General features: G+C 68.3%; 21 protein-coding genes and 1 pseudogene. 8 read left to right on the forward strand and 14 right to left on the reverse strand.

Going from position 1 to position 22,300, the window contains the following annotated elements; genetic code table 11:
- Positions 1-15: 15 nt before the first annotated feature.
- Together AC07NS_RS26465 and AC07NS_RS26470 are read right to left on the reverse strand one after the other, a co-directional pair.
- Entirely contained in the window at positions 16-372 is a 357-nt protein-coding gene (locus tag AC07NS_RS26465; RefSeq protein WP_494608177.1) for a putative quinol monooxygenase, read from the reverse strand.
- A gap of 29 nt (positions 373-401) precedes the next feature.
- Positions 402-773 (reverse strand): Kazal-type serine protease inhibitor family protein, encoded by a 372-nt coding sequence (locus tag AC07NS_RS26470; protein ID WP_494608179.1) that lies wholly within the window; start codon positions 771-773, stop codon positions 402-404.
- Between the two features lie 162 nt (positions 774-935).
- Here AC07NS_RS26470 and AC07NS_RS26475 point away from each other — a divergent pair, with 162 nt between their 5' ends.
- From AC07NS_RS26475 to AC07NS_RS26490, 4 genes are all read left to right on the forward strand, one after another.
- Positions 936-2,399, forward strand: coding sequence for an amidohydrolase (locus tag AC07NS_RS26475; protein WP_494608180.1), 1,464 nt, complete (start codon positions 936-938; stop codon positions 2,397-2,399).
- Positions 2,399-3,754, forward strand: a complete 1,356-nt coding sequence (locus AC07NS_RS26480; RefSeq protein WP_494608182.1) for an amidohydrolase family protein — start codon at positions 2,399-2,401, stop codon at positions 3,752-3,754. Before AC07NS_RS26475 ends, AC07NS_RS26480 begins: the two co-directional genes overlap by 1 nt.
- 241 nt (positions 3,755-3,995) lie before the next feature.
- Positions 3,996-4,556 carry a hypothetical protein gene (locus AC07NS_RS26485; RefSeq protein ID WP_494608184.1) on the forward strand — a complete coding sequence of 187 codons (561 nt, stop codon included), beginning with the start codon at positions 3,996-3,998 and terminating at the stop codon, positions 4,554-4,556.
- A gap of 201 nt (positions 4,557-4,757) precedes the next feature.
- Positions 4,758-5,174, forward strand: coding sequence for a hypothetical protein (locus AC07NS_RS26490; RefSeq protein ID WP_494608185.1), 417 nt, complete (start codon positions 4,758-4,760; stop codon positions 5,172-5,174).
- Between the two features lie 55 nt (positions 5,175-5,229).
- Here AC07NS_RS26490 and AC07NS_RS26495 read toward each other — a convergent pair whose 3' ends face one another.
- Positions 5,230-6,528, reverse strand: coding sequence for a peptidoglycan DD-metalloendopeptidase family protein (locus AC07NS_RS26495; RefSeq protein ID WP_494608187.1), 1,299 nt, complete (start codon positions 6,526-6,528; stop codon positions 5,230-5,232).
- A gap of 205 nt (positions 6,529-6,733) precedes the next feature.
- Positions 6,734-7,120, reverse strand: coding sequence for a hypothetical protein (locus AC07NS_RS26500; RefSeq protein WP_494608189.1), 387 nt, complete (start codon positions 7,118-7,120; stop codon positions 6,734-6,736).
- Positions 7,121-7,328: 208 nt separating this feature from the next.
- On the opposite strand from AC07NS_RS26500, the gene parE reads away from it, so the two are divergent.
- Positions 7,329-9,431, forward strand: a complete 2,103-nt coding sequence (gene parE / locus AC07NS_RS26505) for a DNA topoisomerase IV subunit B (protein ID WP_494608191.1) — start codon at positions 7,329-7,331, stop codon at positions 9,429-9,431.
- A gap of 252 nt (positions 9,432-9,683) precedes the next feature.
- Here parE and recN read toward each other — a convergent pair whose 3' ends face one another.
- The 3 genes from recN to lpxC form a co-directional block, all read right to left on the reverse strand.
- Complete coding sequence (recN, locus tag AC07NS_RS26510) at positions 9,684-11,381, reverse strand: DNA repair protein RecN (protein WP_494608215.1); 1,698 nt, start codon at positions 11,379-11,381, stop codon at positions 9,684-9,686.
- A 123-nt stretch (positions 11,382-11,504) separates the two neighbouring features.
- On the reverse strand, positions 11,505-12,434 hold the full coding sequence (locus tag AC07NS_RS26515) for an outer membrane protein assembly factor BamD (RefSeq protein WP_494608193.1): 930 nt from the start codon (positions 12,432-12,434) through the stop codon (positions 11,505-11,507).
- 102 nt (positions 12,435-12,536) lie between these two features.
- Positions 12,537-13,433: a UDP-3-O-acyl-N-acetylglucosamine deacetylase gene (gene lpxC, locus AC07NS_RS26520; RefSeq protein ID WP_494608195.1), complete on the reverse strand. Its 897-nt coding sequence runs from the start codon at positions 13,431-13,433 to the stop codon at positions 12,537-12,539.
- A 303-nt stretch (positions 13,434-13,736) separates the two neighbouring features.
- Between lpxC and AC07NS_RS26525 the strand changes: the two genes are divergently transcribed.
- The gene (locus AC07NS_RS26525) at positions 13,737-15,809 is read left to right on the forward strand and encodes a S9 family peptidase (protein WP_494608197.1); all 2,073 of its coding nucleotides are present in this window, start codon (positions 13,737-13,739) and stop codon (positions 15,807-15,809) included.
- A 27-nt stretch (positions 15,810-15,836) separates the two neighbouring features.
- Here the strand turns inward: AC07NS_RS26525 and AC07NS_RS26530 are convergent.
- The 7 genes and pseudogenes from AC07NS_RS26530 to yajC form a co-directional block, all read right to left on the reverse strand.
- Positions 15,837-15,950, reverse strand: a pseudogene (locus tag AC07NS_RS26530) (hypothetical protein); the annotation flags it as partial.
- A 25-nt stretch (positions 15,951-15,975) separates the two neighbouring features.
- Positions 15,976-16,707 carry a squalene/phytoene synthase family protein gene (locus AC07NS_RS26535; RefSeq protein ID WP_494608199.1) on the reverse strand — a complete coding sequence of 244 codons (732 nt, stop codon included), beginning with the start codon at positions 16,705-16,707 and terminating at the stop codon, positions 15,976-15,978.
- A gap of 79 nt (positions 16,708-16,786) precedes the next feature.
- On the reverse strand, positions 16,787-17,401 hold the full coding sequence (locus AC07NS_RS26540; RefSeq protein WP_494608201.1) for a urate hydroxylase PuuD: 615 nt from the start codon (positions 17,399-17,401) through the stop codon (positions 16,787-16,789).
- Positions 17,402-17,598: 197 nt separating this feature from the next.
- Entirely contained in the window at positions 17,599-17,970 is a 372-nt protein-coding gene (locus tag AC07NS_RS26545; protein ID WP_494608203.1) for an Mth938-like domain-containing protein, read from the reverse strand.
- Positions 17,967-18,923, reverse strand: coding sequence for a protein translocase subunit SecF (secF, locus tag AC07NS_RS26550; protein WP_494608205.1), 957 nt, complete (start codon positions 18,921-18,923; stop codon positions 17,967-17,969). Before secF ends, AC07NS_RS26545 begins: the two co-directional genes overlap by 4 nt.
- 12 nt (positions 18,924-18,935) lie before the next feature.
- A complete protein-coding gene (gene secD, locus AC07NS_RS26555; RefSeq protein WP_494608207.1) occupies positions 18,936-20,531 on the reverse strand; it encodes a protein translocase subunit SecD in 1,596 nt (531 codons plus the stop codon).
- Between the two features lie 61 nt (positions 20,532-20,592).
- On the reverse strand, positions 20,593-20,901 hold the full coding sequence (yajC, locus tag AC07NS_RS26560; RefSeq protein WP_110121805.1) for a preprotein translocase subunit YajC: 309 nt from the start codon (positions 20,899-20,901) through the stop codon (positions 20,593-20,595).
- 156 nt (positions 20,902-21,057) lie between these two features.
- On the opposite strand from yajC, the gene AC07NS_RS26565 reads away from it, so the two are divergent.
- Together AC07NS_RS26565 and AC07NS_RS26570 are read left to right on the forward strand one after the other, a co-directional pair.
- On the forward strand, positions 21,058-21,897 hold the full coding sequence (locus tag AC07NS_RS26565) for an ATP-binding protein (RefSeq protein ID WP_494608209.1): 840 nt from the start codon (positions 21,058-21,060) through the stop codon (positions 21,895-21,897).
- 24 nt (positions 21,898-21,921) lie between these two features.
- Positions 21,922-22,161, forward strand: coding sequence for a hypothetical protein (locus AC07NS_RS26570; RefSeq protein WP_487288824.1), 240 nt, complete (start codon positions 21,922-21,924; stop codon positions 22,159-22,161).
- The last annotated feature ends 139 nt before the right edge of the window (positions 22,162-22,300 follow it).

Below are 22,300 nucleotides of genomic sequence, written 5' to 3' on the forward strand. Positions count from 1 at the left end.
GATCGTCGCTGGAAACTACAATCCGACCCCGCCCACCGGCGTGGTCTCGAAACGGTGGCCGAAGCCGGCGATGATCGGGCGGGCCTTGGCGATGGCGGCCTGCACGGCCGGCAGCTTCAGCGACCCCGCGTGGCTTTCCTTGTCGGTCCAGACCTCGGTGATCCAGAGAGCGTCGGCGTCGGTCGGGTCCAGCGCGAGGATGTAGGACAGGCAGCCGGGCATCTCGCCCGTACCTTCCTTGAGGATCGCGACCAAGTCGTCCCGCTTGCCGGGGGCGGCCTTCATCTGGCCGATCAGTCCGTACATCGTCTTGTCTCCCGCAAGCGCCAGCGACGGCGTCATCGCCGCGGCCGCGCCGCCGACTAGAACCATTCGCCGGCCTATTCCTGTCAGCATGTCGCTCATTCCGGCTTGCACTCGCCCTCGTGGGCGACGCTGACGCCCTTGGCGGCCGCGCCGCAGGCGTTGCCGTAGGTCTTGCCGTCGCAGCCGCAGACGGGGCGGTAGTCCATGGTGCAGACCTGCGGGCGCTTGCGGCAGATGCCCGAGGCGTCGGCCACCGTCCGGCAGGCGCCGACCGGCATCACGCAGGACAGGCCCTCGCCGCACTGGAAGCCGGCGATACCGCCGCACATGCCGCCCGCGGCGACCGGGGCGCGCGACATCGGCGGCGGGCTGGTGGTGGACGGACCCGCGGGCTGGGCCGCGCAGGCGGCCAGCAGCACGGCGGCGAGCAAGGCCGGAACGGGGCCCAGCAAGGAACGAAGGCGCATCGTGATCCTCCCGCGTCGATTCAACGTCAGGAGGCGATCCTCGCACGAAGCGCAAGCGACAGACAAACGTCGTCATCGGGGAAAAATGGGGCGCCGATCGGCTTGATCAGGGGTCTGAATTAGTCTGTCCTCGCCGCCTCTTCCGAGAGTCGGGGAAAGTTCATGACGAGATGGGGTAAGACGGTCGCGGCCGTCAGTCTGCTGGCGCTGGGGCTCGCCGCCTGCGCCACCACGGGCACGACGGCCAAGCCACAAGCCGGCGCCAAACCGGCCGAAAAGGCCGAGGCCAAGCCGCTGCCCAAGGGCCTGGACGGCGAGGCCTCGTCGGGCTTCCCCTCGACCTATGTTCCCCTGCCCTCGCGCCCCACCGCCTTTGTCGGCGCCACGGTGCTGACCGCGACCGGCCAGCAGATCGAGAACGGCGTGGTCGTGGTGCAGGACGGCAAGATCCTGGCCGTCGGCGGTCCCGACACCGCCATCCCGGCCGGCGTCTTCACGATCGACGCCAAGGGCAAGTGGATCACCCCCGGCGTCATCGACGCCCACAGCCACCTGGGCGTCTATCCCTCGCCCGGCGTGCAGGCCAAGTCGGACGGCAACGAGGCCACCGATCCCAACACCGCTCAGGTGTGGGCCGAGCATTCGGTGTGGCCGCAGGACCCGGGCTTCAACCGCGCCCGCGCCGGCGGGGTCACCACGCTCCAGATCCTCCCCGGCAGCGCCAACCTCTTCGGCGGCCGCTCGGTGACGCTGAAGAACGTGCCCTCGCTGACCATGCAGGGCATGAAGTTCCCCGGCGCGCCCTACGGCCTGAAGATGGCCTGCGGCGAGAACCCCAAGCGGGTCTACGGCAGCAAGGGCCGCTCGCCCTCGACGGCGATGGGCAATGTCTATGGCTACCGCAAGGCCTGGATCGACGCGGCCGACTACGCCCGCAAGTGGGACGACTACCGCGCCAAGAAGGACAAGGGCGAGAAGGCCGACGCCCCCAAGCGCGACCTGCAGCTGGAGACCCTGGCCGGCGTGCTGAAGGGCGAGATCCTGGTGCAGAACCACTGCTACCGCGCCGACGAAGAAGCGGTGATGATCGATATCGCCAAGGAGTTCGGCTACAAGATCACCATGTTCCACCACGCGGTGGAGAGCTACAAGATCGCGCCCTTGCTGGCCAAGGAAGGCATCTGCTCGGCGACCTGGGCGTCGTGGACCGGCTTCAAGATGGAAAGCCTGGACGGCATCGACGCCAACGCCGCCATGGTGTGGAAGGCCGGCGCCTGCGTGGTCATCCACTCCGACGACCCGATCATGACCCAGCGCCTCAACCAGGAGGCCGCCATCGCCATGACCGCCGGCAACAAGCTGGGCTACGGCATCACCCGGGCCGAGGCCATCAAGTGGATCACGGCCAATCCGGCGAAAGCCATGGGCATCGCCGACAAGACCGGCAGCCTGGAGGTCGGCAAGGCCGGCGACATCGTGGTGTGGAGCCGCGATCCGTTCAGCGTCTACGCCCAGGCCGAGCAGGTCTATATCGACGGCGCCCTGACCTACGACCGCAACGACAAGCGCTATCAGCCCAAGTCCGACTTCGAGCTCGGCCAACCCGGCCAGGGAGCGTTCAACTGATGATCCGTTCGGCTCTTCTTTCCGGCGCGGCCCTGATCGCCGTCGCCGCCGGTCCGGCCTCGGCCCAGACCTTCGCCATCGTCAACGCCCGCATCGAGCCGGTGTCGAGCGCAGCCATCCCCTCGGGCGCGATCGTCGTCCGTGACGGCAAGATCGCCGCCGTCGGCGCCGGCGTCACCGTCCCGGCCGGCGTGCCGACGATCGACGCCAAGGGCGGGGTCGTGACGCCCGGCCTGGTGGCCCCGTCGTCGAACATCGGCGCCTCCGAGATCGGCGGCGTGCGCGAGACCCGCGACGACGGCACCGGCGACGCCCTGTCGGCCGGCTTCGACATCGCCTACAGCGTCAATCCGGCCTCGCCGATGATCGGCCTGGCCCGCGACGGCGGGGTCACCGCCTCGGCCGTCACCCCCGTGCTGTCGGGCGTGGGCGGCGGCGCCCACGAGCACGCCGACGACGGCGTGGTCGAGGAGATGACCGCCGGCAAGGACGGCGCCGGCGATCCGCCGCTGTTCGGCGGCCAGGCCGCCTTCGTGCGGTTGAAGTCGGGCGAGGCCGACATCGTCTCCAAGTCGAAGACCGCCGTGACCCTGTCGCTGGGCGAAGCCGGGGCGCGCGCCGCCGGCGGTTCGCGCGGCGCGGCCATCGTGCTGGTCAAGTCGGCCCTGGAGGACGCCCGCGCCTTCGCCCGCAACCGCGCCGCCTTCGAGCAGGGGGCGACTCGCGCCTACGGCCTCTCGCGCCTCGACCTGGAGGCCCTGGTCCCGGTGGTGCAAGGCAAGACCCCGCTGCTGATCCGCGCCCACCGCGCTTCGGACATCCGCCTGGCCCTCAAGCTGGCGGCCGAGGAGAAGATCAGGATCGTGCTGGAAGGCGCCGAGGAAGGCTGGATCGTCGCGCCGGAAATCGCCAAGGCGGGCGTTCCGGTGATCGTCGACACCCAGGCCGACCTGCCCGACAGCTTCGAGACCCTGGGCTCGCGCCTCGACAACGCCGCCCGCCTGAACGCGGCCGGCGTGACGGTGGCGATCAACGGCGCGCGCGACTTCAACAACCTGCGCCAGGAGCGCCTGAACGCCGGCCTCGCGGTCGCCAACGGCCTGCCCTACCCGGCCGCCCTGGCGGCGATCACCCTGACCCCGGCGAAGATCTGGGGCATGGCCGACAAGATCGGATCCCTCGATGTCGGCAAGACCGCCGACATCGTCCTGTGGACCGGCGATCCGCTGGAGACCACGACCTGGGCCGACAAGGTGTTCATCGGCGGCGTCGAACAGCCCGCCGACAGCCGCCAGACCCAGCTGCGCGACCGCTACGCCGCCGGCGACAACGGCCTGCCGCCAGCCTATCGCTAGGACCGGTTCGCAGAACTGAAACGAGAGCCGCGGCGCTTACGAGCGCCGCGGCTTTTTCGTGGGCGGCGTGTCTTGGATTGCCGTGAGGCGACGGCGCGATCGGCCATGCACCTTGGTCTAGGCGCCCCCTCCCCACGCCCTCACGTGCGCGACCTATGGATAGCTATCCCGCCTGAGCCCTCAGGACCGACAGTCGGGCGTCATCCGACGTCCTCCCCGTCGGAACCAACAGGAGCCAGCCATGTCGGACATCATCATCACGGACAAGCAGCTGTCGGCCTCGGCCTACACCGCGATCATCAACGCCCCGATCGAGGCGATCGACATCGCCGACTGGCTGTTCAACCTGCCCGAGGCCGAATACCAGCGCTGCTGCGCCCCGGACCACATCTCGGCCGGCGCTACCTTCACCGACGACGGCAAGCGCATGTCGATCAATGTCGAGATGATCGGCCAGACCCTGATGGTCCAGCACTACGTCGCCGAGGTCGCCACCCCGACCCTGTGCCGGATGGTCTCGACCTCCGACGCCTTCACCCCGAACGGCCGCACGCGCGTGCAGGTGATCTGGACGCTCAGCGCCCGGAAGATCGACGAGCGGACCTGCGAATACACCAACAGCGTCGTGGCCCACCCGACCCAGGCCTTCCTCGACTTCATCGACAAGCACGGCACGCCGTTCGAGGACGCCGCCGACGCCCGCCAGCGCGACGGCGGCGACCACAACAGCCGCGAGACGCCGCTGTTCGCCGCCAGCATCGAACGCCGCGCTCTGGCAGGGATCGCGGCCCGCGCTGCCTGAGGTCGCGAAACCTCGGTCGCGATCAGTCGACGAACCGGACCCGCTGATCCTACATGGCCAGCCAAGCCTGCATGCGATCGGCGTACCGGGGAGCGTCGCGCCAGCCCTCGCTCAAGCTCTCCGAAAAATTGTAAACAGTTCAAAGTTGAAACAAGCGCCGCCTTACCATCAAGATGCGCAACGCACGCCAGGAGGTGATCGATGCCAGGCAAGGTCTACTGCTTCAACGCCTACAGCGAGACCATCAACCAACTCAGTCTGAACGGCCTGTACGCCGGCTCGATATCCGGCTGGTCGATGTCGCCGGCCAACCTCTACGCCCCCGTCTCGCTGGCCGTTCCCAGGGTCTATCATGGCGAAGCCCTGACCACTCCGACGTTCGCTGGCGACGGGCCAACCCTGCTATCGGTCCTGTGGGACAGCTACAATATCCAGGCGAGGGTCGATCTGTCGAACCTGCCCCCCGCATCGATCGAGGACGACCTCATCCTCTATATCGCCATCAATCAGCTGACCCTGATGACCCCCGGGGGCGTCGTCCTGTCATCGCAACCCACCTCGCGCGTCGACGCAGCCTCGGAGCTCGACGCCGGGCTTGCGGCCACGCAACTGACCTGAGGCGCGCCAGGACGACTGCCCGGCACGGTTCCTCCGGCCCCGACCGACAGCGCCCCTACGGCCAGACGTTGTTCGACGTCACGCTGTCGCCGCCGGTGGGCACGTCGCAGTCGTTGAAGGTGATCGCCACCGACTGGCCCCAGTTGGTCGAGTCCGCCTGAACCTGGAAGTGCAGGTGCGGGCCGGAGGTTCGGCCGGTGTTGCCGGAGGTGGCGATTGGCTGGCCGCGCTGGACGGTGTCGCCGACCTTCACCAGCACGCCGTTGGGCTGGATGTGGAAGTACCAGCTGGTGAAGCCGCCGGGATGGCGGATGCGCACGGCGTTGCCCCAGTTCTGCAGGCTGCCGTTCGCGAACGGGGTGTTGCTGGGCGTGGTCGGGGCGTTGGGGTTGTAGGTGGCGGTCTGGCCTTCCTGTAGCCACTCGACCGTGCCGCCGCGCACCGCCCGGATCTGGGTGCCGGCCGGCATCGAGAAATCGAAGGCGAAGGCCTGGCTGCCGTTGTGCGAGCCGCCCGGATTGTTGTTGCCCTGGCCGACATTGCGGGTGTCGCCGGCCTTCCACGGATAGCGGTAGGCGCCGACGGCGTCGTCCTCCTGCTCGATGAAGTCCATCCGCAGGCCGCCCGCGAAACGGGCGGCGTCCTCGGTCTTGAAGTCGACCACGCAGCGCCGGCGGCTCCACCACTGGGTTCCCGAGCCCGGCCGCCAGACGGCGGCGTAGCGGTCGCCATCGACGGCCAGGGCGGTCAGGCGGAAGCCCTGGTTGAAATAGGTCTGGTCCTGGGCCTCGATCTCGGCCCCGGTCATGCCCGACCGCCACCATTGGGCGCCGGATCCCGGCCGCCAGACGGCGGTGTAGCGACCGCCGTCGACCTCCAGCAGCGAAAGGCGCAGGCCGTTGTTGAAGTGGGTCGTGTCCTGGGCCTTGAACTGGTCGACGGTCATGCCCGTGCGCCACCACTGGGCGCCGCTTCCCGGCCGCCAGACCGCGGTGAAGCGGCCGCCGTCGAGCTCCAGCGCGAACAGGCGCAGGCCCTGGTTGAAATAGGTGGTGTCCTGGGCCTTCAGCTCGTCCAGCGTCATGCCCGAACGCCACCACTGGGTTCCGCTTCCGGGACGCCAGATCGCGGCGTAGCGGCCGCCCTTCACCGACACCGACTGCAGACGCAGGCCGTTGTCGAAGTGGGTCTTGTCCTGGGCCTTGAACTGGTCGAGCGTCATGCCCGAGCGCCACCACTGGGCGCCGTTTCCCGGTCGCCAGACGGCCGCGTAGCCGGTGTCGGCCGCCGCCAGGCCGGGCGCGGCCAGGGCCAAAAGACCGGCGCAGACCGCCGGCGTCAGCAACGCACGCATCGACACTCTCCCGTTTCGGGCGTCGCTTCGCGGGACGCCTCGTGAAATCCAGACGCTTTGGCCAGATACGATGGAAAGCTTGAACCGTGCGCCGATCGCCGGCCGGGGCCGGAACGTCGCGCGCCAGGAGCCTAGTCCCGCGCGCCGCGACCCGAAAGCGCGAACGGCCCCGCCGGACCAGCCGGCCGGCGGAGCCTCGCCGGCGTCAGGTCGACCAGGTGATCTTCACGATGGTCGGGTTGTCGCTGTTGTAGGAGACGGTGTGCTCCGAGCGCCGGCTGCTGGTGATGGCCAGCTTGTAGGTGTCGCCGGTCTTGTCGGTGAAGGCCAGGTTGATGCTGCCCGAGCCGATGCCGGCCGGTCCCTGGGCGTCGACGTCGACGCGGTAGCTGTAGATGCCGGAATTGGGCACCAGCCGGATGCCGTAGACCCTGCCCTCGCTGTTGCCGACGATGCAGGAACTGAGGTCGAGGCTGCCGTTGATCGACACGGCGTCGCCGACCGACAGATTGCCGTTGGCCGTGCCGTTGGTGGAGCCGCAGTCGGTGGTGGTGAATTCGTCGACGCCAGCCGTCGCTTCCACGGTGCTCATGACGTTTCTCCCTTTGGAACCGGCCGCCCCATGGGCCGGTGGCGGGACGATCGAATCAACCCTGAGGCAAGACAAGCCAAATACACGTGATAGTTGTTAAGCTTGTATGCGCGCCGAAAACGTGCAGCCGCGCACATGGCGACGCTTTCCTTGGGGGCGGCCACGGGTCATACGGGGCGAGACTCCCGAATCGCCGCAAAATCATCCGATGTCTTCCAAAGACCCCAACTCGCTGTTTTCGCTGTTCGACGACGACGCCCTGGCGCCGCCGAGCGCCCCGCCCCTGCCCGCCCGCGAACCCCATCCCGAGCCCAAGCCGCAGCCGCCGCCTCCGCCCCCTCCGGGCAAGGCCGAGCCCGCGGCCGCACCGCCTTCGTCGGGCGGATACGACGCGAGCTCGATCGAGGTGCTGGAAGGCCTGGAGCCCGTGCGCATGCGTCCGGGCATGTACATCGGCGGCACCGACGAGCGGGCCCTGCACCACCTGTTCGCCGAAGTGCTCGACAACTCGATGGACGAGGCCGTGGCCGGCTTCGCCAAGCTGATCGAGGTCAAGCTCGACGCCGACGGCTATCTGTCGGTCAAGGACGACGGCCGCGGCATGCCGGTGGATCCCCACCCCAAGCATCCGGGCAAGTCGGCGCTGGAAGTCATCATGACCGTCCTGCACGCGGGCGGTAAGTTCAGCGGCAAGGCCTACGAGACCTCGGGCGGCCTGCACGGCGTCGGCGCCAGCGTCGTCAACGCCCTGTCGGAACTGGTCGAGGTGACGGTCTGGCGCGACGGCTTCGAGCACCGTCAGAGCTTCGCGCGCGGCAAGCCGCTGGGCCCGGTCGAGAAGATCCAGCCCAGCAAGAAGCGCGGCACCATGGTGCGCTTCAAGCCCGACGAGCAGATCTTCGGCGAGGGCTGCGCCTTCAAGCCGGCGCGCCTCTACCGAATGACCCGGTCGAAGGCCTATCTGTTCCGCGGCGTGCAGATCAAATGGTCCTGCGCCCCCGAGCGCATCCACGACCAGACCCCGCCCGAGGCGACCTTCCACTTCCCCAATGGCCTGGCCGACTTCCTGGCCGAGCGCACCAAGGGGCTGGAGACGGTCACCCCGACCAGCTTCTCGGGCCGTATCGAGCGCCAGGGCGAGGCCGGCGCGGTCGAATGGGCCGTGACCTGGACCCCGCGCGGCTTTGGCGAACACGACGGCTTCATGCAGTCGTACTGCAACACCGTGCCGACCCCCGAGGGCGGCACGCACGAAAGCGGCTTCCGCGCCGCCCTGACCCGCGGCCTCAAGGCCTATGCGGAACTCAAGGGCGAGAAGCGCGGCGCGATCATCACCGCCGACGACGTGGTGGCCCAGGCCGGCGCGCTGATCTCGGTGTTCATCAAAAACCCCGAGTTCCAGGGCCAGACCAAGGAAAAGCTGTCGACGACCGAGGCCCAGCGCTTCGTCGAAAACGCCCTGCGCGACCCGTTCGACCTGTGGCTGACCGCCAGCCCCAAGGCCGCCCAGGCCCTGCTGGAGTTCGTGGTCGAGCGCGCCGAAGAGCGCCTGAAGCGCCGCAAGGACAAGGAAGTCTCCCGCGCCTCGGCGACCCGCAAGCTGCGCCTGCCGGGCAAGCTGGCCGACTGCGCCGGCGGCGCGGTGGACGGCGCCGAACTCTTCATCGTCGAAGGCGACTCGGCCGGCGGCTCGGCCAAGCAGGCCCGCAACCGCAAGAACCAGGCGATCCTGCCCCTGCGCGGCAAGATCCTGAACGTAGCCTCGGCCTCGGGCGAGAAGTTCACGGCCAACAAGGAACTGTCGGACCTGATGCTGGCCCTGGGAGCCCAGGGCGGCAACAAGTACCGTGAAGAGGATCTGCGCTACGAGCGGATCATCATCATGACCGACGCCGACGTCGACGGCGCCCACATCGCCTCGCTGCTGATCACCTTCTTCTACCGCACCATGCCGGACCTGATCCGCGCCGGGCGGCTGTATCTGGCCCTGCCGCCGCTCTACCGCATCAGCCATGGCGGCAAGACCGAATACGCCCGCGACGACGCCCACAAGGACGAGCTGCTGGCCACCATGTTCAAGGGCAAGAAGCCCGAGATCGGCCGGTTCAAGGGTCTGGGCGAGATGATGGCCTCGCAGCTGAAGGAAACCACCATGGACCCGGCGGTCCGCACCCTGGCGCGCGTGACCCTGCCGCGCCACGAGGAGACCGTCGAGGATCTGGTCGAGACCCTGATGGGCCGCAAGCCCGAGCTGCGCTTCAAGTTCATCCAGGAGAACGCGGCCTTCGCGGCGGATGATCTGGATCTGTAGTGAAGGAACCTCCCCCGGTGGGGGAGGTGATCGCGAAGCGATCGGTGGGGGGCGTGGCTGGGAGACCGGCCTATTCGGCGGAAGCTGAAAACGTCCCCCCACCGGCCTTCGGCCGCCTCCCCCACGAGGAGAGGTTCCCCCTCAGTCGCTTCGCGACAGCTCCCCCAGAGGGGGAGCATCTTGATCCGCTGACTTGCTAAATCCTCCCCCTCTGGGGGAGGTGGCCCAGAGGGCCGGAGGGGGTTCTCGGCGCTAGCCGATCAGCGCCCGCGCCGCGGCGCGCGCGGCTTCGGTGACTTCCGCGCCCGACAGCATCCGGGCGATCTCTTCCTCGCGCTCGGCGGGCGACAGGGGTTCGACCTTCGTCCGGGTGGAGGTGTCGTCGCCGGACTTGGAGATGCGCCAGTGGGCGTCGCCGCGGGCGGCGACCTGGGCCGAGTGGGTGACGACCAGCACCTGGGCGTTGGAAGCCAGGCGCTTGAGACGCAGGCCCACGGCGTCGGCCACGGCCCCGCCGACGCCCTGGTCGACTTCGTCGAAGATCATCAAAGGCTGCGGACCGCCGCCCTTGGCTGCCAGCGCGGCCTTCAGGGCCAGGGCGAAGCGGGCCAGTTCGCCACCCGAGGCGATGGCCTCCATCGGGCCGAACGGCGCGCCGGGGTTGGTCGAGATCTCGAAGGCGATACGGTCGAGGCCCGTCGGACCGGCCTTGTCCTCGTCGAGCGCATCAAGGGCGACGCGGAAGCGGGCCTTTTCCAGCTTCAGCGGGCCAAGCTCGGCCTCGACGGCCTTGGCCAGGCGGTCGCCGGCGGCGCGGCGCTCGGCCGACAGGGCCTCGGCGGCGTAGAGATAGGCCTCGCGGGCCTCGGCGGCCTGGGCCTCGGCGGCGACCAGGGCTTCGCCAGAGGTCTCGATGGCCTGCAGTCGGGCGGCGAAGTCGGCGCGAACGGCCGGCAGGTCCTCGACCAGCACGTTGAGCTTGCGGGCCATGCCGCGCAGGGCGAACAGCCGCTCCTCGGTCTTCTCCAGACGGTCGGGCTCGAACTCGAAGCTCTCGGCGGCCGCGTCGATGGCCGCGCTGGCCTCCTGGGCCTCGACCAGAGCGCGGTCGACCGCCTCGCAGGCGGCGGCCAGGCGGGTCATGGCCGGACCGTCGGCCGGCGCGCCGGCGTTGGCGGCCCGGTCGCGGGCGCGTTCCAGGGCGCGGAAAGCCGAGGCCAGCTTGCCCGACAGGTTGTCGCCGCCCAGGGCGTCCTGGGCCGAGGCGATGTCGGCCAGGGCCTTCTCGGCCGAGCCCAGCAGCGCCCGCTCCTCGGCCAGGGCCGCCTCTTCGCCATCGCGCGGGTCGAGGCGGTCGAGTTCGGACAGGCGGAGGGTCAGTTCCTCGGTCTCGGCGGCGGCGCGGTCGGACAGAGCCTTCAGCTCGGCGGCCGTCTCGCGGGCGGCGCGCCAGCCGCTCCAGGCAGAGGACACGGCCCCGACGCTGACCTGGCCATAGGCGTCCAGCAGGGTGCGGTGGGTGCGCGGGTCGAGCAGGCCGACGGTCTCGTGCTGGCCGTGCACCTCGAGCAGCAGCCCGCCGAGATCCTTGAGCACGCCGACACTGGTGGCCTGGTCGTTGACGAAGGCGCGCGAACGGCCGTCGGGCGACAGCTGGCGGCGCAGGACCAGGTCCTCGTCGCGGGCGTAGTCCAGGCCCTTGTCGTCGAGATAGGCGAAGGCGGGATGGTCGGGCGCCAGGGCGAAGATGGCCGTGGCGCTGGCGTGACCGGCTGCCCCGCGGCGCACCAGGCCGGCGTCGGCGCGGGCGCCTGTCGCCAGGCCCAGGGCGTCGAGAATGATCGACTTGCCGGCCCCGGTCTCGCCGGTCAGCGCGGTCAGGCCCGGCCCGATGGCCAGGTCGAGGCTCTCGATGAGCACCACGTCGCGGATGGAGAGACCGATCAGCATGGCGCCGAGGATCACCGGGAATCGCAGTTTTTCAAAGGGGGAGCGGTAGCGAATTGAGAACAAAAGAAAAACGGGCCGTTTTGCAACGGCCCGCCTGTCTGATGTCTCTGCCGATGTCGCTGCTTACATCCCGAGGACGCCCATCAGGCCGCCCTTTTTCTTCTTCTCGCCCGGAGGCGCGAGGGTCGCGTCCTTGTCGCGGGTCAGGACGCGTTCGAGCAGGTTGCGCTTGTTGCCGGCCTTCAGCGGCTCGACGGCCGGCTTCAGGCCCGCGTCGTTCAGCAGCTTGTAGGCGTCGGCGTACCAGCGGTCGCCCGGGAAGTTGTAGCCCAGCACAGCGCCGTTGCGCTTGGCCTCTTCGTTGAGGCCCAGGGTCAGATAGGCCTCGACCAGGCGGTAGAGGGCTTCGGGCGTGTGCGAGGTGGTCTGGTGGCGGTCAACGACGGTCTTGAAGCGGCCGATGGCGGCCAGGGTCTTGCCGTCGCGCAGGTACCAGCGGCCGATGGCCATTTCCTTGCCGGCCAGCTGGTCGTTGACCATGTCGATCTTCAGGCGGGCGTCCTGGGCGTATTCGCTGTTGGGATAGCGCTGGACGACGTCGCGCAGGGCGGCGAGCGCCTGCTCGGTGGCGGCCTGGTCGCGGTTCACGTCGACGATCTGCTCGAAGTAGCAGATGGCCTTCAGATAGAAGGCGTACGAGGCCGACGGATTGCCCGGGTAGAGCGAGATGAAGCGGTCGGCGTCGCCGATGGCGTCGGAATACTGGTTGCCCATGTAGTGGGCGTAGCCGGTCATCAGGATCGATCGACGCGACCATTCCGAATAGGGGTGCTGGCGTTCCACTTCGCGGAAGTAGTCGACGGCTTCGTTCCAGCTGCCGCGGTCCAGGCGGCTGGAGCCGGTGGAGTACAGCAACTCGACCGGACGCTCCTCATAGACGAGGGTCGGCTTCTTCGGCTTGCCGGCGCAGGCGGTCACCGACAAGGCGGCGAGCACGGCCATGATGGAAACGGCCGAACGTCCCGAGATTTTGCGAAGCACGGACTCTCTCACCCTAGAAGCATTAGCGCGCCCCCGCGCCGAACCAAGGCTTCTACACCACGTCGATGCGGGCGCAAATGAAAGCCGAAGCGGCGGGAGCGTTCCCCCGATTGATCAGACCGCTTCGGCGAGCTCCGGCGCATAGGCGCGCCAGCGCCAAGCGCGCGGTTGCCCCATCAACGCACGAACCGCGGCGTTATTGAGGCCGTGTCCGGCCAGGATTCCTTCGAACCTGCCAAGGATCGGAGCGCCGATGACATAAAGGTCGCCGACGGCGTCCAGGGCCTTGTGGCGCACGAACTCGTCCGAGCGGCGCAGGCCTTCGGGATTGAGCACGCGGTCGCCGTCGATGACCACGGCGTTCTCCATCGAGCCGCCGCGGGCCAGGCCGATGTCGCGCAGGGCCTCGACCTCGCGCAGGAAGCCAAAGGTGCGGCAGTTCGACAGTTCCTTGCGGAAGCTGTGCTCGTCGATGGCCAGATCGACGCGCTGACGGCCGATGGCCTTGCTGGCGAAGGCGATCTCGAAGGCCACTTCGAAGGATTCGGCAGGCGTGAGCGTGGCGCGCTTGTCGCCCTCGATCACCTCGATCGGCGACAGGATCTCGATGTAGCGGCGCGCGGCTTCCTGCCGGCGGCGACCGGCGCGGTCGAGAATCTGCACGAAGGGCTCGGACGAGCCGTCCATGATCGGCACTTCGGGACCGTCGAGTTCGACGACGCAGTTGTCGACCGACAGGGCGGCCAGGGCGGCCATCAGGTGTTCGATGGTCGAGACGCGCACGTCGGCGGCGTTGGCGATGACGGTGCCAAGCTGGGTCTGCACCACGGCGTCGCCGCGAACCGGCACGCGGTTGTCGCGGTCCTGGACGTCGGTGCGCACGAAGACGATCCCGCTGTCGGGGGCGGCGGGGCGCACGGCGACGCGCACGTGCGCGCCCGTGTGCAGGCCGATCCCTGCGAAGATCACCGGTCCTGCGACCGTGTGCTGATGATAAGGCGAAACCGACACGAGAAACCTTTGATCTATCTTGGGAGCGGCTCTAGCGGCCGCCTATTCGTCCCCATTTACCGTCTACGAGCTTCGCCGCGCCGCAGCAACGCAAGTCCTGTTTCTGATTGTTACCTACCCAAGGCCTTGTGGGATAAGGCGTTTTCGCCATTTCGACGCCCCATTTCCGCCTTGCTCTCCGACGGCGCCGCAGCATGTTCAGGCCTCGGCGGAAACCTGTGCCCTCGCCCCTGGCATCGGACGCAAGGCGCCGCTAGGCTCCGCGCGTTTTCTGGCATCAGAGCCGCCTGGACCACGACTTCCATGACCAAGACCTTGCGCATCGCCACCTCCGCCCTCGCCCTTTCGCTCGCCGCCTTCGCGACCGCCCCGACCGCCCTGGCCCAGGGCCGCGGCTTCACCGCCAAGGACATGGTCACGCTCGAGCGGGTCAGCGAGCCCAAGGTGTCGCCGGACGGCCGCCAGGTGATCTATCTGGTGCGCAGCATGGACCTGCCGGCCAACAAGGCCTCGTTCTCGCTGTGGGTCGCCGACCTGAAGGCCAAGATCGCCCCGCGCCGCCTGGCGGTGTCGGACGGCGGCGTCTCCAGCGCCCGCTGGTCGGCCGACGGCAGGAGCATCTACTTCCTGTCGGGCCGCGCCGGTTCCGACCAGGTGTTCCGCACCGATGCGAACGGTGAGACCGCCGTCCAGGTGACCAAGGCCCCGTTCGACGTCGGCGCCTTCAAGGTGTCGGCCGACGTCAAGACCGTGGTGATCAGCCAAGCCGTGTTCCCCGACTGCCCCACCCTGGCCTGCACCCAGGAGCGCCTGGACGCCAACAAGGCCAAGAAGACCACTGGCGTCGTCTACGACAAGCTGTTCATCCGCCACTGGGACACCTGGAACGACGGGACGAAGAACCACCTCTACGCCTACACGCTGGACGCCTCGGGCGTGGCCACGGGCGAGGCGACGGCGCTCATGGCCGGCTTCGACGGCGACGCCCCGACCAAGCCGTTCGGCGGCGACGAGGACTTCACGATCAGCCCCGACGGCAAGACCGTGGTGTTCTCGGCCAAGGTCGCCGGGCGCGACGAGCCCTGGCAGACCAATTACGACCTGTGGTCGGTTCCGGTCGACGGCTCGGCCAAGCCCGCCAACCTGACGGAAGACAACAAGGCCTGGGACGCCCAGCCGACCTTCTCGCCGGACGGCAAGACGGAAGCGTGGCTGGCCATGAAGCGCCCGGGCTTCGAGGCCGATCGCTTCGGGATCATGGTGCGCGAGAACGGCAAGGTGCGTGAAGTGGCCCCGGCCTGGGACCGCTCGGCCCAGTCGATCACCTTCAGCGCCGACGGCAAGACCATCTACACGACCGCCGAGGACGTGGGTCAGACCAAGCTGTTCGCCATCGACGTCAAGACCGGCAAGGCCGTGGCCCTGACCGGCGAGGGCCACGTCAGCGCGTTCAGCATGGCCGGCGGCCAGACCGTGATCGCCCAGGACAACCTGAAGACCCCCGGCCAGCTCTACGCCCTCGCGCCGAAGGGCAAGGGCGAGCCGATCAAGCTTACGGGCCTCAACGCCGACAAGCTGGACGGCGTGGCCATGGGCGACGCCGAACAGTTCAGCTTCAAGGGCTGGAACGACGAGACCGTGCACGGCTATCTGGTGAAGCCGGCCAACTTCGATCCAGCCAAGAAGTATCCGGTGGCCTTCCTGATCCACGGCGGTCCGCAGGGCAGCTTCGGCAACCTCTTCCACTACCGCTGGAACGCCCAGACCTACGCCGGCGCCGGCTACGCCGTGGTGATGATCGATTTCCACGGCTCGACCGGCTACGGCCAGGGCTTCACCGACGCCATCAGCCAGCACTGGGGCGACCGCCCGCTGGAAGACCTGCAGAAGGGCTGGGCCTTCGCGACCCAGAAGTACGGCTTCCTCGACACCGACCGCGCCTGCGCCCTGGGCGGCTCGTACGGCGGCTTCATGATCAACTGGATCGCCAGCCAGTGGAAGCAGCCCTGGAAGTGCCTGGTGAACCACGACGGCATCTTCGACAGCCGCTTCATGGGCTACTCGACCGAGGAGCTGTGGTTCAGCGAGTGGGAGAACGGCGGAACGCCGTGGGAGCCGAACACCACCTACGCCAAGTTCAACCCGGCCGACCACGTGGCCCAGTGGAGCGTGCCGACCCTGGTCGTCCAGGGCCAGAACGACTTCCGCGTGCCGCTGGAAGAAGGCATCGCCACCTTCACGGCCCTGCAGCGCAAGGGCGTGCCCAGCAAGCTGCTGTACTTCCCCAACGAGAACCACTGGGTGCTGAAGGCCCAGAACTCGGTCCAGTGGCACGACGAGGTGCTGGGCTGGCTGAACCAGTGGACGGGGAAGTAAGGCTCGGACGCAAACTCCTCCCTCGCTTTAGCGGGGGAGGTGGCGCGGCGCGAATACGCGCCGTGACGGAGGGGGCGAGTGACAGAGCGCCTTGCGCGCCGCCGCCCCCTCCACCGCTCCGCGGTCCCCCTCCCCCGTTTCGCTTCGCTGCTCGGGGGAGGAATAATCAGATCCGGCCCGTCGCGACCGACCAGGTCAGACGGGCCTTTTTTTCGAGTTCGCTCATCTGCCGCCCCCTCGCCTGCTCATCGGCCAGGGCGACCACGGCGACCGCTGGGAAGGCCGCGATCGGCAGGGCCTTGAGCTCGGCGCGAGCGGCCTTCTTCTGCTCGGCCACACGGGCCTGGAGGTCGGCGGCGGTCCACTTGAACGGCAGGCGCGATCGGCCGGCCAGCTTCAGCCGCCACAGGCCCGCCAGGCCGTAGGCGCGGGCCGCGGCGCGCACGGACGCCGGATCAGCGGTGGGATCGAGGCGCTGGGCCGTCAGCCCAGCCAGGGCGCCGGCGGTGGCGTCGAGATAGAACAGCACGGCGGCCTCGTCGGTGAAGGGGACTTCCTCCAGGTCGGCGAGGCGAGCCTCCGCCATCCGCGCCAGGGCCAGGGGATCGACGCCGGAGGCCGCCAGAGCCTCGACGGCGGGGTGCTTGCGCGGCGGCTGGCCGGCGGCCAACTCCTCCATCGCCTCGCGCCACCAGGTCAGGCGGATCTCGCCCATCAGGGCGTTAGTGACGCCGCCCGCCACTCGCGCCAGCTCGTAGTTGAAGGCCAGCAGGGCCACGACATCGGCCCGCGCCGCTAGGTCGGCGACGAAGCGGCTGGCCAGCCAGCGATCCGGGTCCATGCGGCGGACCAGGTCGTCGAGGCCGGAATCGTAGGGGTTGTCAGGGGCGGCGGACATGGCGCGGCTTATGCCCCCGTAAGACCCAAAGAAAAAGGCCCGCCGGATGGGCGAGCCTTGATCCGAACCGTCGGGCCGATCAGCCGAACAGCGTCTGGTACATCGTCATCGTCACCAGCATCGGGATGCTGAGCAGCATGTTGATGCGCGAGAACAGCATGGCGGTCGTGGCCGCCTTGGCCTTGGTGGCGTCATCGGCCGGCACGAGGCCCAGGGCGCGCTTCTGGTTCGGCCAGATCAGGCCCCAGACGTTGAAGAACATCACCGTCGCCAGCCACATGCCCATGCCGATGAAGGTGAAGCCCATGTCGACGCCGCGCTGGTAGCCGTGCCAGGCGCCCAGGGTCATGGCTTCCATCAGGTAGCCGCGGCTGAAGGCCACGATCATGCCCATCAGCCAGGTGGCCAAGGCCGCCCAGCGGAACCAGAACAGGGCCTCGGGGGCGATATACTTGGTCACCGCCGGCTTCAGCTCTGCCGGGATGCTCGGCATCACCCGGATCTGCACGAAGTTGAAGTAGTAGAGCAGCCCGATCCACAGAATGCCGAACAGCACGTGCAGCCAGCGGAACACCGCCTGCCAGTAGGCGCCGTGGAAGCCGCTGGGGCTGTGCCCGAAGCCGAACACCATGATCAGGGCCAGCACGAAGCTGACGATGATGGTGCTGCGGAAATTGGTGAGGATCCCGGACAATTCAGCCCCCTGAAGCCGTTGTGTGGCGGCCAGGATAGGCAGAGTCGGGAAAATGATCCTCCCCCTGAAGGGGGAGGTGTCGGCGAAGCCGACGGAGGGGGATGTGATTGCTGGGGTCGAAGGAGCCGGAGAGGAAGCAGGAACTTCCCCCTCCGGCCCTTCGGGCCACCTCCCCCTTCAGGGGGAGGATCAGGGGTCTAAACCGCGATCAGCGCCGCGGCGAGCCGTCGGCCTTCGCTGGCCAGGACGTTGTAGGTGCGGGCGGCGGCCTCGGTGCTCATGAACTCGAGACCCAGGCCCGCGGCCTTCAGGGCGTCACGCACGGGACGCGGCGGCAAGGCGTTGGCGAGACCCACGCCCAGCAGCACGAACTCCACGGCCCCGCCCGCGGCGTAGACCGGGGCGAAGGCTTCGGGCGTCAGGTCGGCCAGCGACGTCACGCCCCAGTCCAGCGGCTGATCGTCGATGATCAGCAGCGAACCGGGACGCCAGACGCCGGAGACCCGGAAGCCGCCGCCGCCCCAGGCGTCGAGCGACGGGGGCTGACGAGGGGTAAGCCCCTGGCTCACGGCCGGCTGGCCGCGCCGAGCTTGATCGGCTTGGCTTCCTCGTCGCCGCGCTTCAGGCCCCAGACCAGGATGATCGGCAGGGCGATGTAGATCGACGAATAGGTGCCGATGATGATGCCGAACACCATGGTGAAGACCAGCGGGAACAGCACCGGGCCGCCGAAGATCATCGTGCCGCCCAGCGCCAGCAGCGCCGTCGAGCCGGTGATGATCGTCCGCGACAGGCGCTCGTTCTCCGACAGGTCGATGATCTCGCGCAGCGGCGTCGACTTGTACTTGCGCAGGTTTTCCTTGAGGCGGTCGAAGGTGATGACCTTTTCGTTCATCGAGTAGCCGATGACCGTCAGCAGGGCCGCGACCGAGGTCATAGAGAACTCGATCTGCATCACCGACAGCACGCCCAGGGTCAGGATGATGTCGTGGAACACGGCCACGACGGCGCCGACGCCGAACTGCCACTGGAAGCGGAACCAGATGTAGCCGAGCATCAGCAGCAGGGCGATGCCCAGCGCCTTGAAGCCGCCCATCAGCAGCTCGCCCGAGACCTTGGCGCCGATGACGGTCGGCGCCGGCATGGTCATGCCGGGGAACTTGGCGATGATCTCGCTCTTGATGCGGTTGGCCTCGACGGTGGCGTTGCCGCCCTCGGTCGGCAGGAAGCGGACCATCGCCGAGTTCGGCGCGCCGAAGCCCTGGACCTGCACGTCGTGCGCGCCGGTGGACTTGGCGACGGCCCGCAGCTTGTCCAGGTCGATGGGCGCGGTCGCGGGCGTACGGGCCTCAAGGGCGACGCCGCCCTTGAAGTCGATGCCCAGGTTCAGGCCCTGAGTGAAGAACGACACGCCCGAGCCGAGGATCAGGACGAGCGAGATAACCGCGGCGACGGGCGCCCAGCGCACGAAGCGGTAGTGGGTCGAGCGCGGGATCAGGCGGATGAGGGGCCAAGCAGCCATGAGCTTTGATCCTTACGCGATCGGCAGCTTCTTCGGCTTGGTGGCCTTGAACCACCAACCGATGAGCACTTGAGTGATGATGATGGCGGTGAACAGCGAGGTGAACACGCCGATGGCCAGGGTCCAGGCGAAGCCCTTCACCGGACCCGAGCCGAAGCTGAACATGATGCCGGCCGAGATCAGGCTGGTGATGTTGGCGTCGAGGATCGACACCAGCGCCAGCCGGTAGCCGGTGTCGGCGGCCGACATCGGCGATCGTCCCGCGGCCGCCTCGTCGCGCATGCGCTCGTAGATCAGCACGTTGGCGTCGACGGCGACGGCCAGCGTCAGGATCAGGCCGGCGATGCCCGGGAAGGTCAGGGTCGCCTGGGTGAACGACATGATGCCGACGATCAGCAGCACGTTGGCCACCAGGGCCATGGCCGCGAACACGCCGAACAGGCCGTAGGCCAGGATGATGAAGACGAACATCGCCGCGGCACCGATGGCCAGCGAGATGGCGCCGGCCTTGACCGCGTCCGCGCCCAGTTCGGCGCCGACGGTGCGTTGTTCTTCGATGTTCAGCTGGGCCGGCAGCGCGCCGGAGCGCAGCAGCAGCGACAGTTCCGCGGCGCTTTCGACCGTGAAGTTGCCGGTGATCTGGCCCGAGCCGCCGATGATCGGCGTCTGGATGGTGGGCGCCGAGAGCACCTTGTTATCGAGCACGATGGCGAAACGCTTGCCGATGTTACGCGAGGTGGCGTCGCCGAACTTGCGCGAACCCGAGCCGTTGAAGCGGAACGACACCACCGGGCGGCCGCTCTGGCCGTCGAAGGCCTGCTGGGCGTCGACCAGCTCCTCGCCCGAGACCACGGCGCGCTTCTTCAGGGCGTAGGCCGGCGCGTAGCCGTCGGAGCTGGGCACCATCACCACGCCGGGAGGCATGCGGCCCGAGGCCATTTCTTCCTGGGTGACCGACTCGTCGACCATCTGGAAGGTCAGCTTGGCGGTCTTGCCGATCACGGCCTTCAGGCGCTCGGGATCGCTTTCGCCGGCGGCCTGGATGACGATGCGATCGGTCCCCTGGCGGGTGATCGTCGGTTCCTTGGTGCCCAGGCTGTCGATCCGGCGACGGATGGTCTCGATCGACTGGTCGACGGCCTTGGCGGCGTCGGCGCGGGCAGCCTCGGGCGCGAAGCTCAGCTCGATGCGCTGGTCGGCCTTGGTCGAGACGATGACGTCCTTGGTCAGCGTGCCCTGCAGCGGGCTGCCCAGCTTGTTCAGCTCCGTCACGGCCGCGGCGACCTTCGAGCCGTCGTCGATCCGCACCGAGATGACGCCATTGGCCTCACCCAGGCCGTTGAAGCTGATTCCCGCCGTACGCAGGGTGGTGCGCACGTCCTCGACCAGATTGCCCAGGCGCTCCTTGCGCAGAGCGGCGGTGTCGACCTCGTACAGGAGGTACGACCCGCCCTGGAGGTCGAGGCCAAGGTTCAGCTTCTGCTTGGGAACCCATCCCGGCAGGGCGTCTAGCGTCTTCTGCGGCAGCAGGTTCGGCAGGGTGAAGACGATGCCGAAGATCACCGACAAGGTGACGATGGCGATCTTCCAGCGGGATAGGCTCAGCATGGACTACGGGGCTCTCGACGACGCCGGGGCGCCAGGGCGGGCTAGTTGGACCTGATCTTACTCAGTTCTTCGGATCGTTGGCCGGAGCGGGATCGCCCTTGGCCGTGACTTCGGTGATCATGCCCTTGCGCACCTTGACGGTGACGCCCTGAGCGATCTCGACGCCGACTTCCTTTTCCTCGACGCGCACGATCTTGCCGAGCACGCCGCTCGACAGCACGACGTTGTCGCCGCGCTTCAGGTTGTTGATCGTAGCCTGATGTTCCTTCTGACGCTTTTGCTGCGGGCGCAGGATCATGAAGTAGAAAAACACGATCAGGATCACAGGCAGGCCAAAAGCCTGGATCAACGCGTTCGGATCGCTCGGCATAACGTCTCCAAGAATTTCAAGCGGCAGGGGACGTCTGAAATAGGGCCCCCGCCAAGTCGGCGGAAGCTATGCGTTCACCCTGCCTTTTGCAATGAGGGCGCTTTTGCAGCGCCCACCCTTTTGCAATGAGAGCGCGAGGGGGTAAGGAGCGTGGCCATGACCGAAGCCGCCCTGCCCCTGCTCGCCCGCATCGCCGACGCCCTGGAGCGCCTGGCCCCGCCAGCCACCGTCGCCCCGGACTTCTCGGGCGCGCGCCTGTTCCGGCACGAGCCGGTGTCGGGCGCCTTCCTGCCCGCGCCCGACTACGCCATGGACATCGAGCTTCTGGTGGGAATCGAGCGCCAGAAGGACCGCTTCATCCAGAACCTGCGCCGCTTCGCCACCGGCCTGCCCTGCAACCACGTGCTGCTGTGGGGCGTGCGCGGCACGGGCAAGAGCTCGCTGACCAAGTCGGCCTTCATGGCCCTGACGGCCGAATATCCGGACCTGAAGCTGGTCGAGGTCGATCGTGACGAGGTCGCCGCCCTGCCCCCGCTGTTCGACGCCCTGCGCGTGCGGAGCGAGCGCTTCGTGGTGCTGTGCGACGACCTGTCTTTCGAGGACGGCGCGGCTGCGGCCAAGGCCTTGAAGTCGGCGCTGGAAGGCGGCGTGGCCGGTCCGCCGGAGAACGTGCTGTTCGTCTCGACCTCCAACCGCCGCCACCTGATGCCGCGCGACCACGCCGAGAGCCAGGGCGCCATCGCCTCGGCCGAGAACGCCGAGGAGGAGATGAGCGTCTCCGACCGCTTCGGCCTGTGGATCGGCTTCCCGCCCATGGACCAGCCGACCTATCTGGCGGCGATCAACACCTATGCCGAGCGCTTCGGCCTGCAGGTCGAGAACCTGGAGCGCCGCGCCCTGCAATGGTCGCAGCTGCGCGGCGCGCGCTCGGGCCGCGTGGCCTGGCAGTTCGTGCGCGACCTGGCCGGCGAACTGGGCGTACATTTGCCAGCATAAGAAAACACCGGGGGAGGCGCGGCCATGGCCAAGCCGTGGTTCAGGGTCAAGCGGTTCGGCTATGGCGCGGGATTGCCCTGCGCCTGGCAGGGCTGGGTCGTTCTGGCCGTCCACCTGGCCCTGCTGATCGCCGCCTCCGCGCTCCTGGCGGGCCGCCCTCTTCCGCTGTCGATCGTGGTGATCACGTCCACCCTGGGCGTTGTCTGGATCGCCTGGAAGACCAGCGACGCGCCCTGGCGCTGGAGGGACGGCGGAGAGGACTGAGGGCGAACAGTCCTCTTCCGCGTCCCCTCATATCGTCATCCCGGAAAGCCCGTAGGGCTTATCCGGCGACCGTGTTGGGTCAAGCGGGCCTTTGCCAGGGTTGTCCGGATTTGAGCATGCCGTTGGCGGCGACGACGAT

The sequence above is a fragment of the Caulobacter sp. GW821-FHT10A10 genome (genome assembly GCF_059415745.1).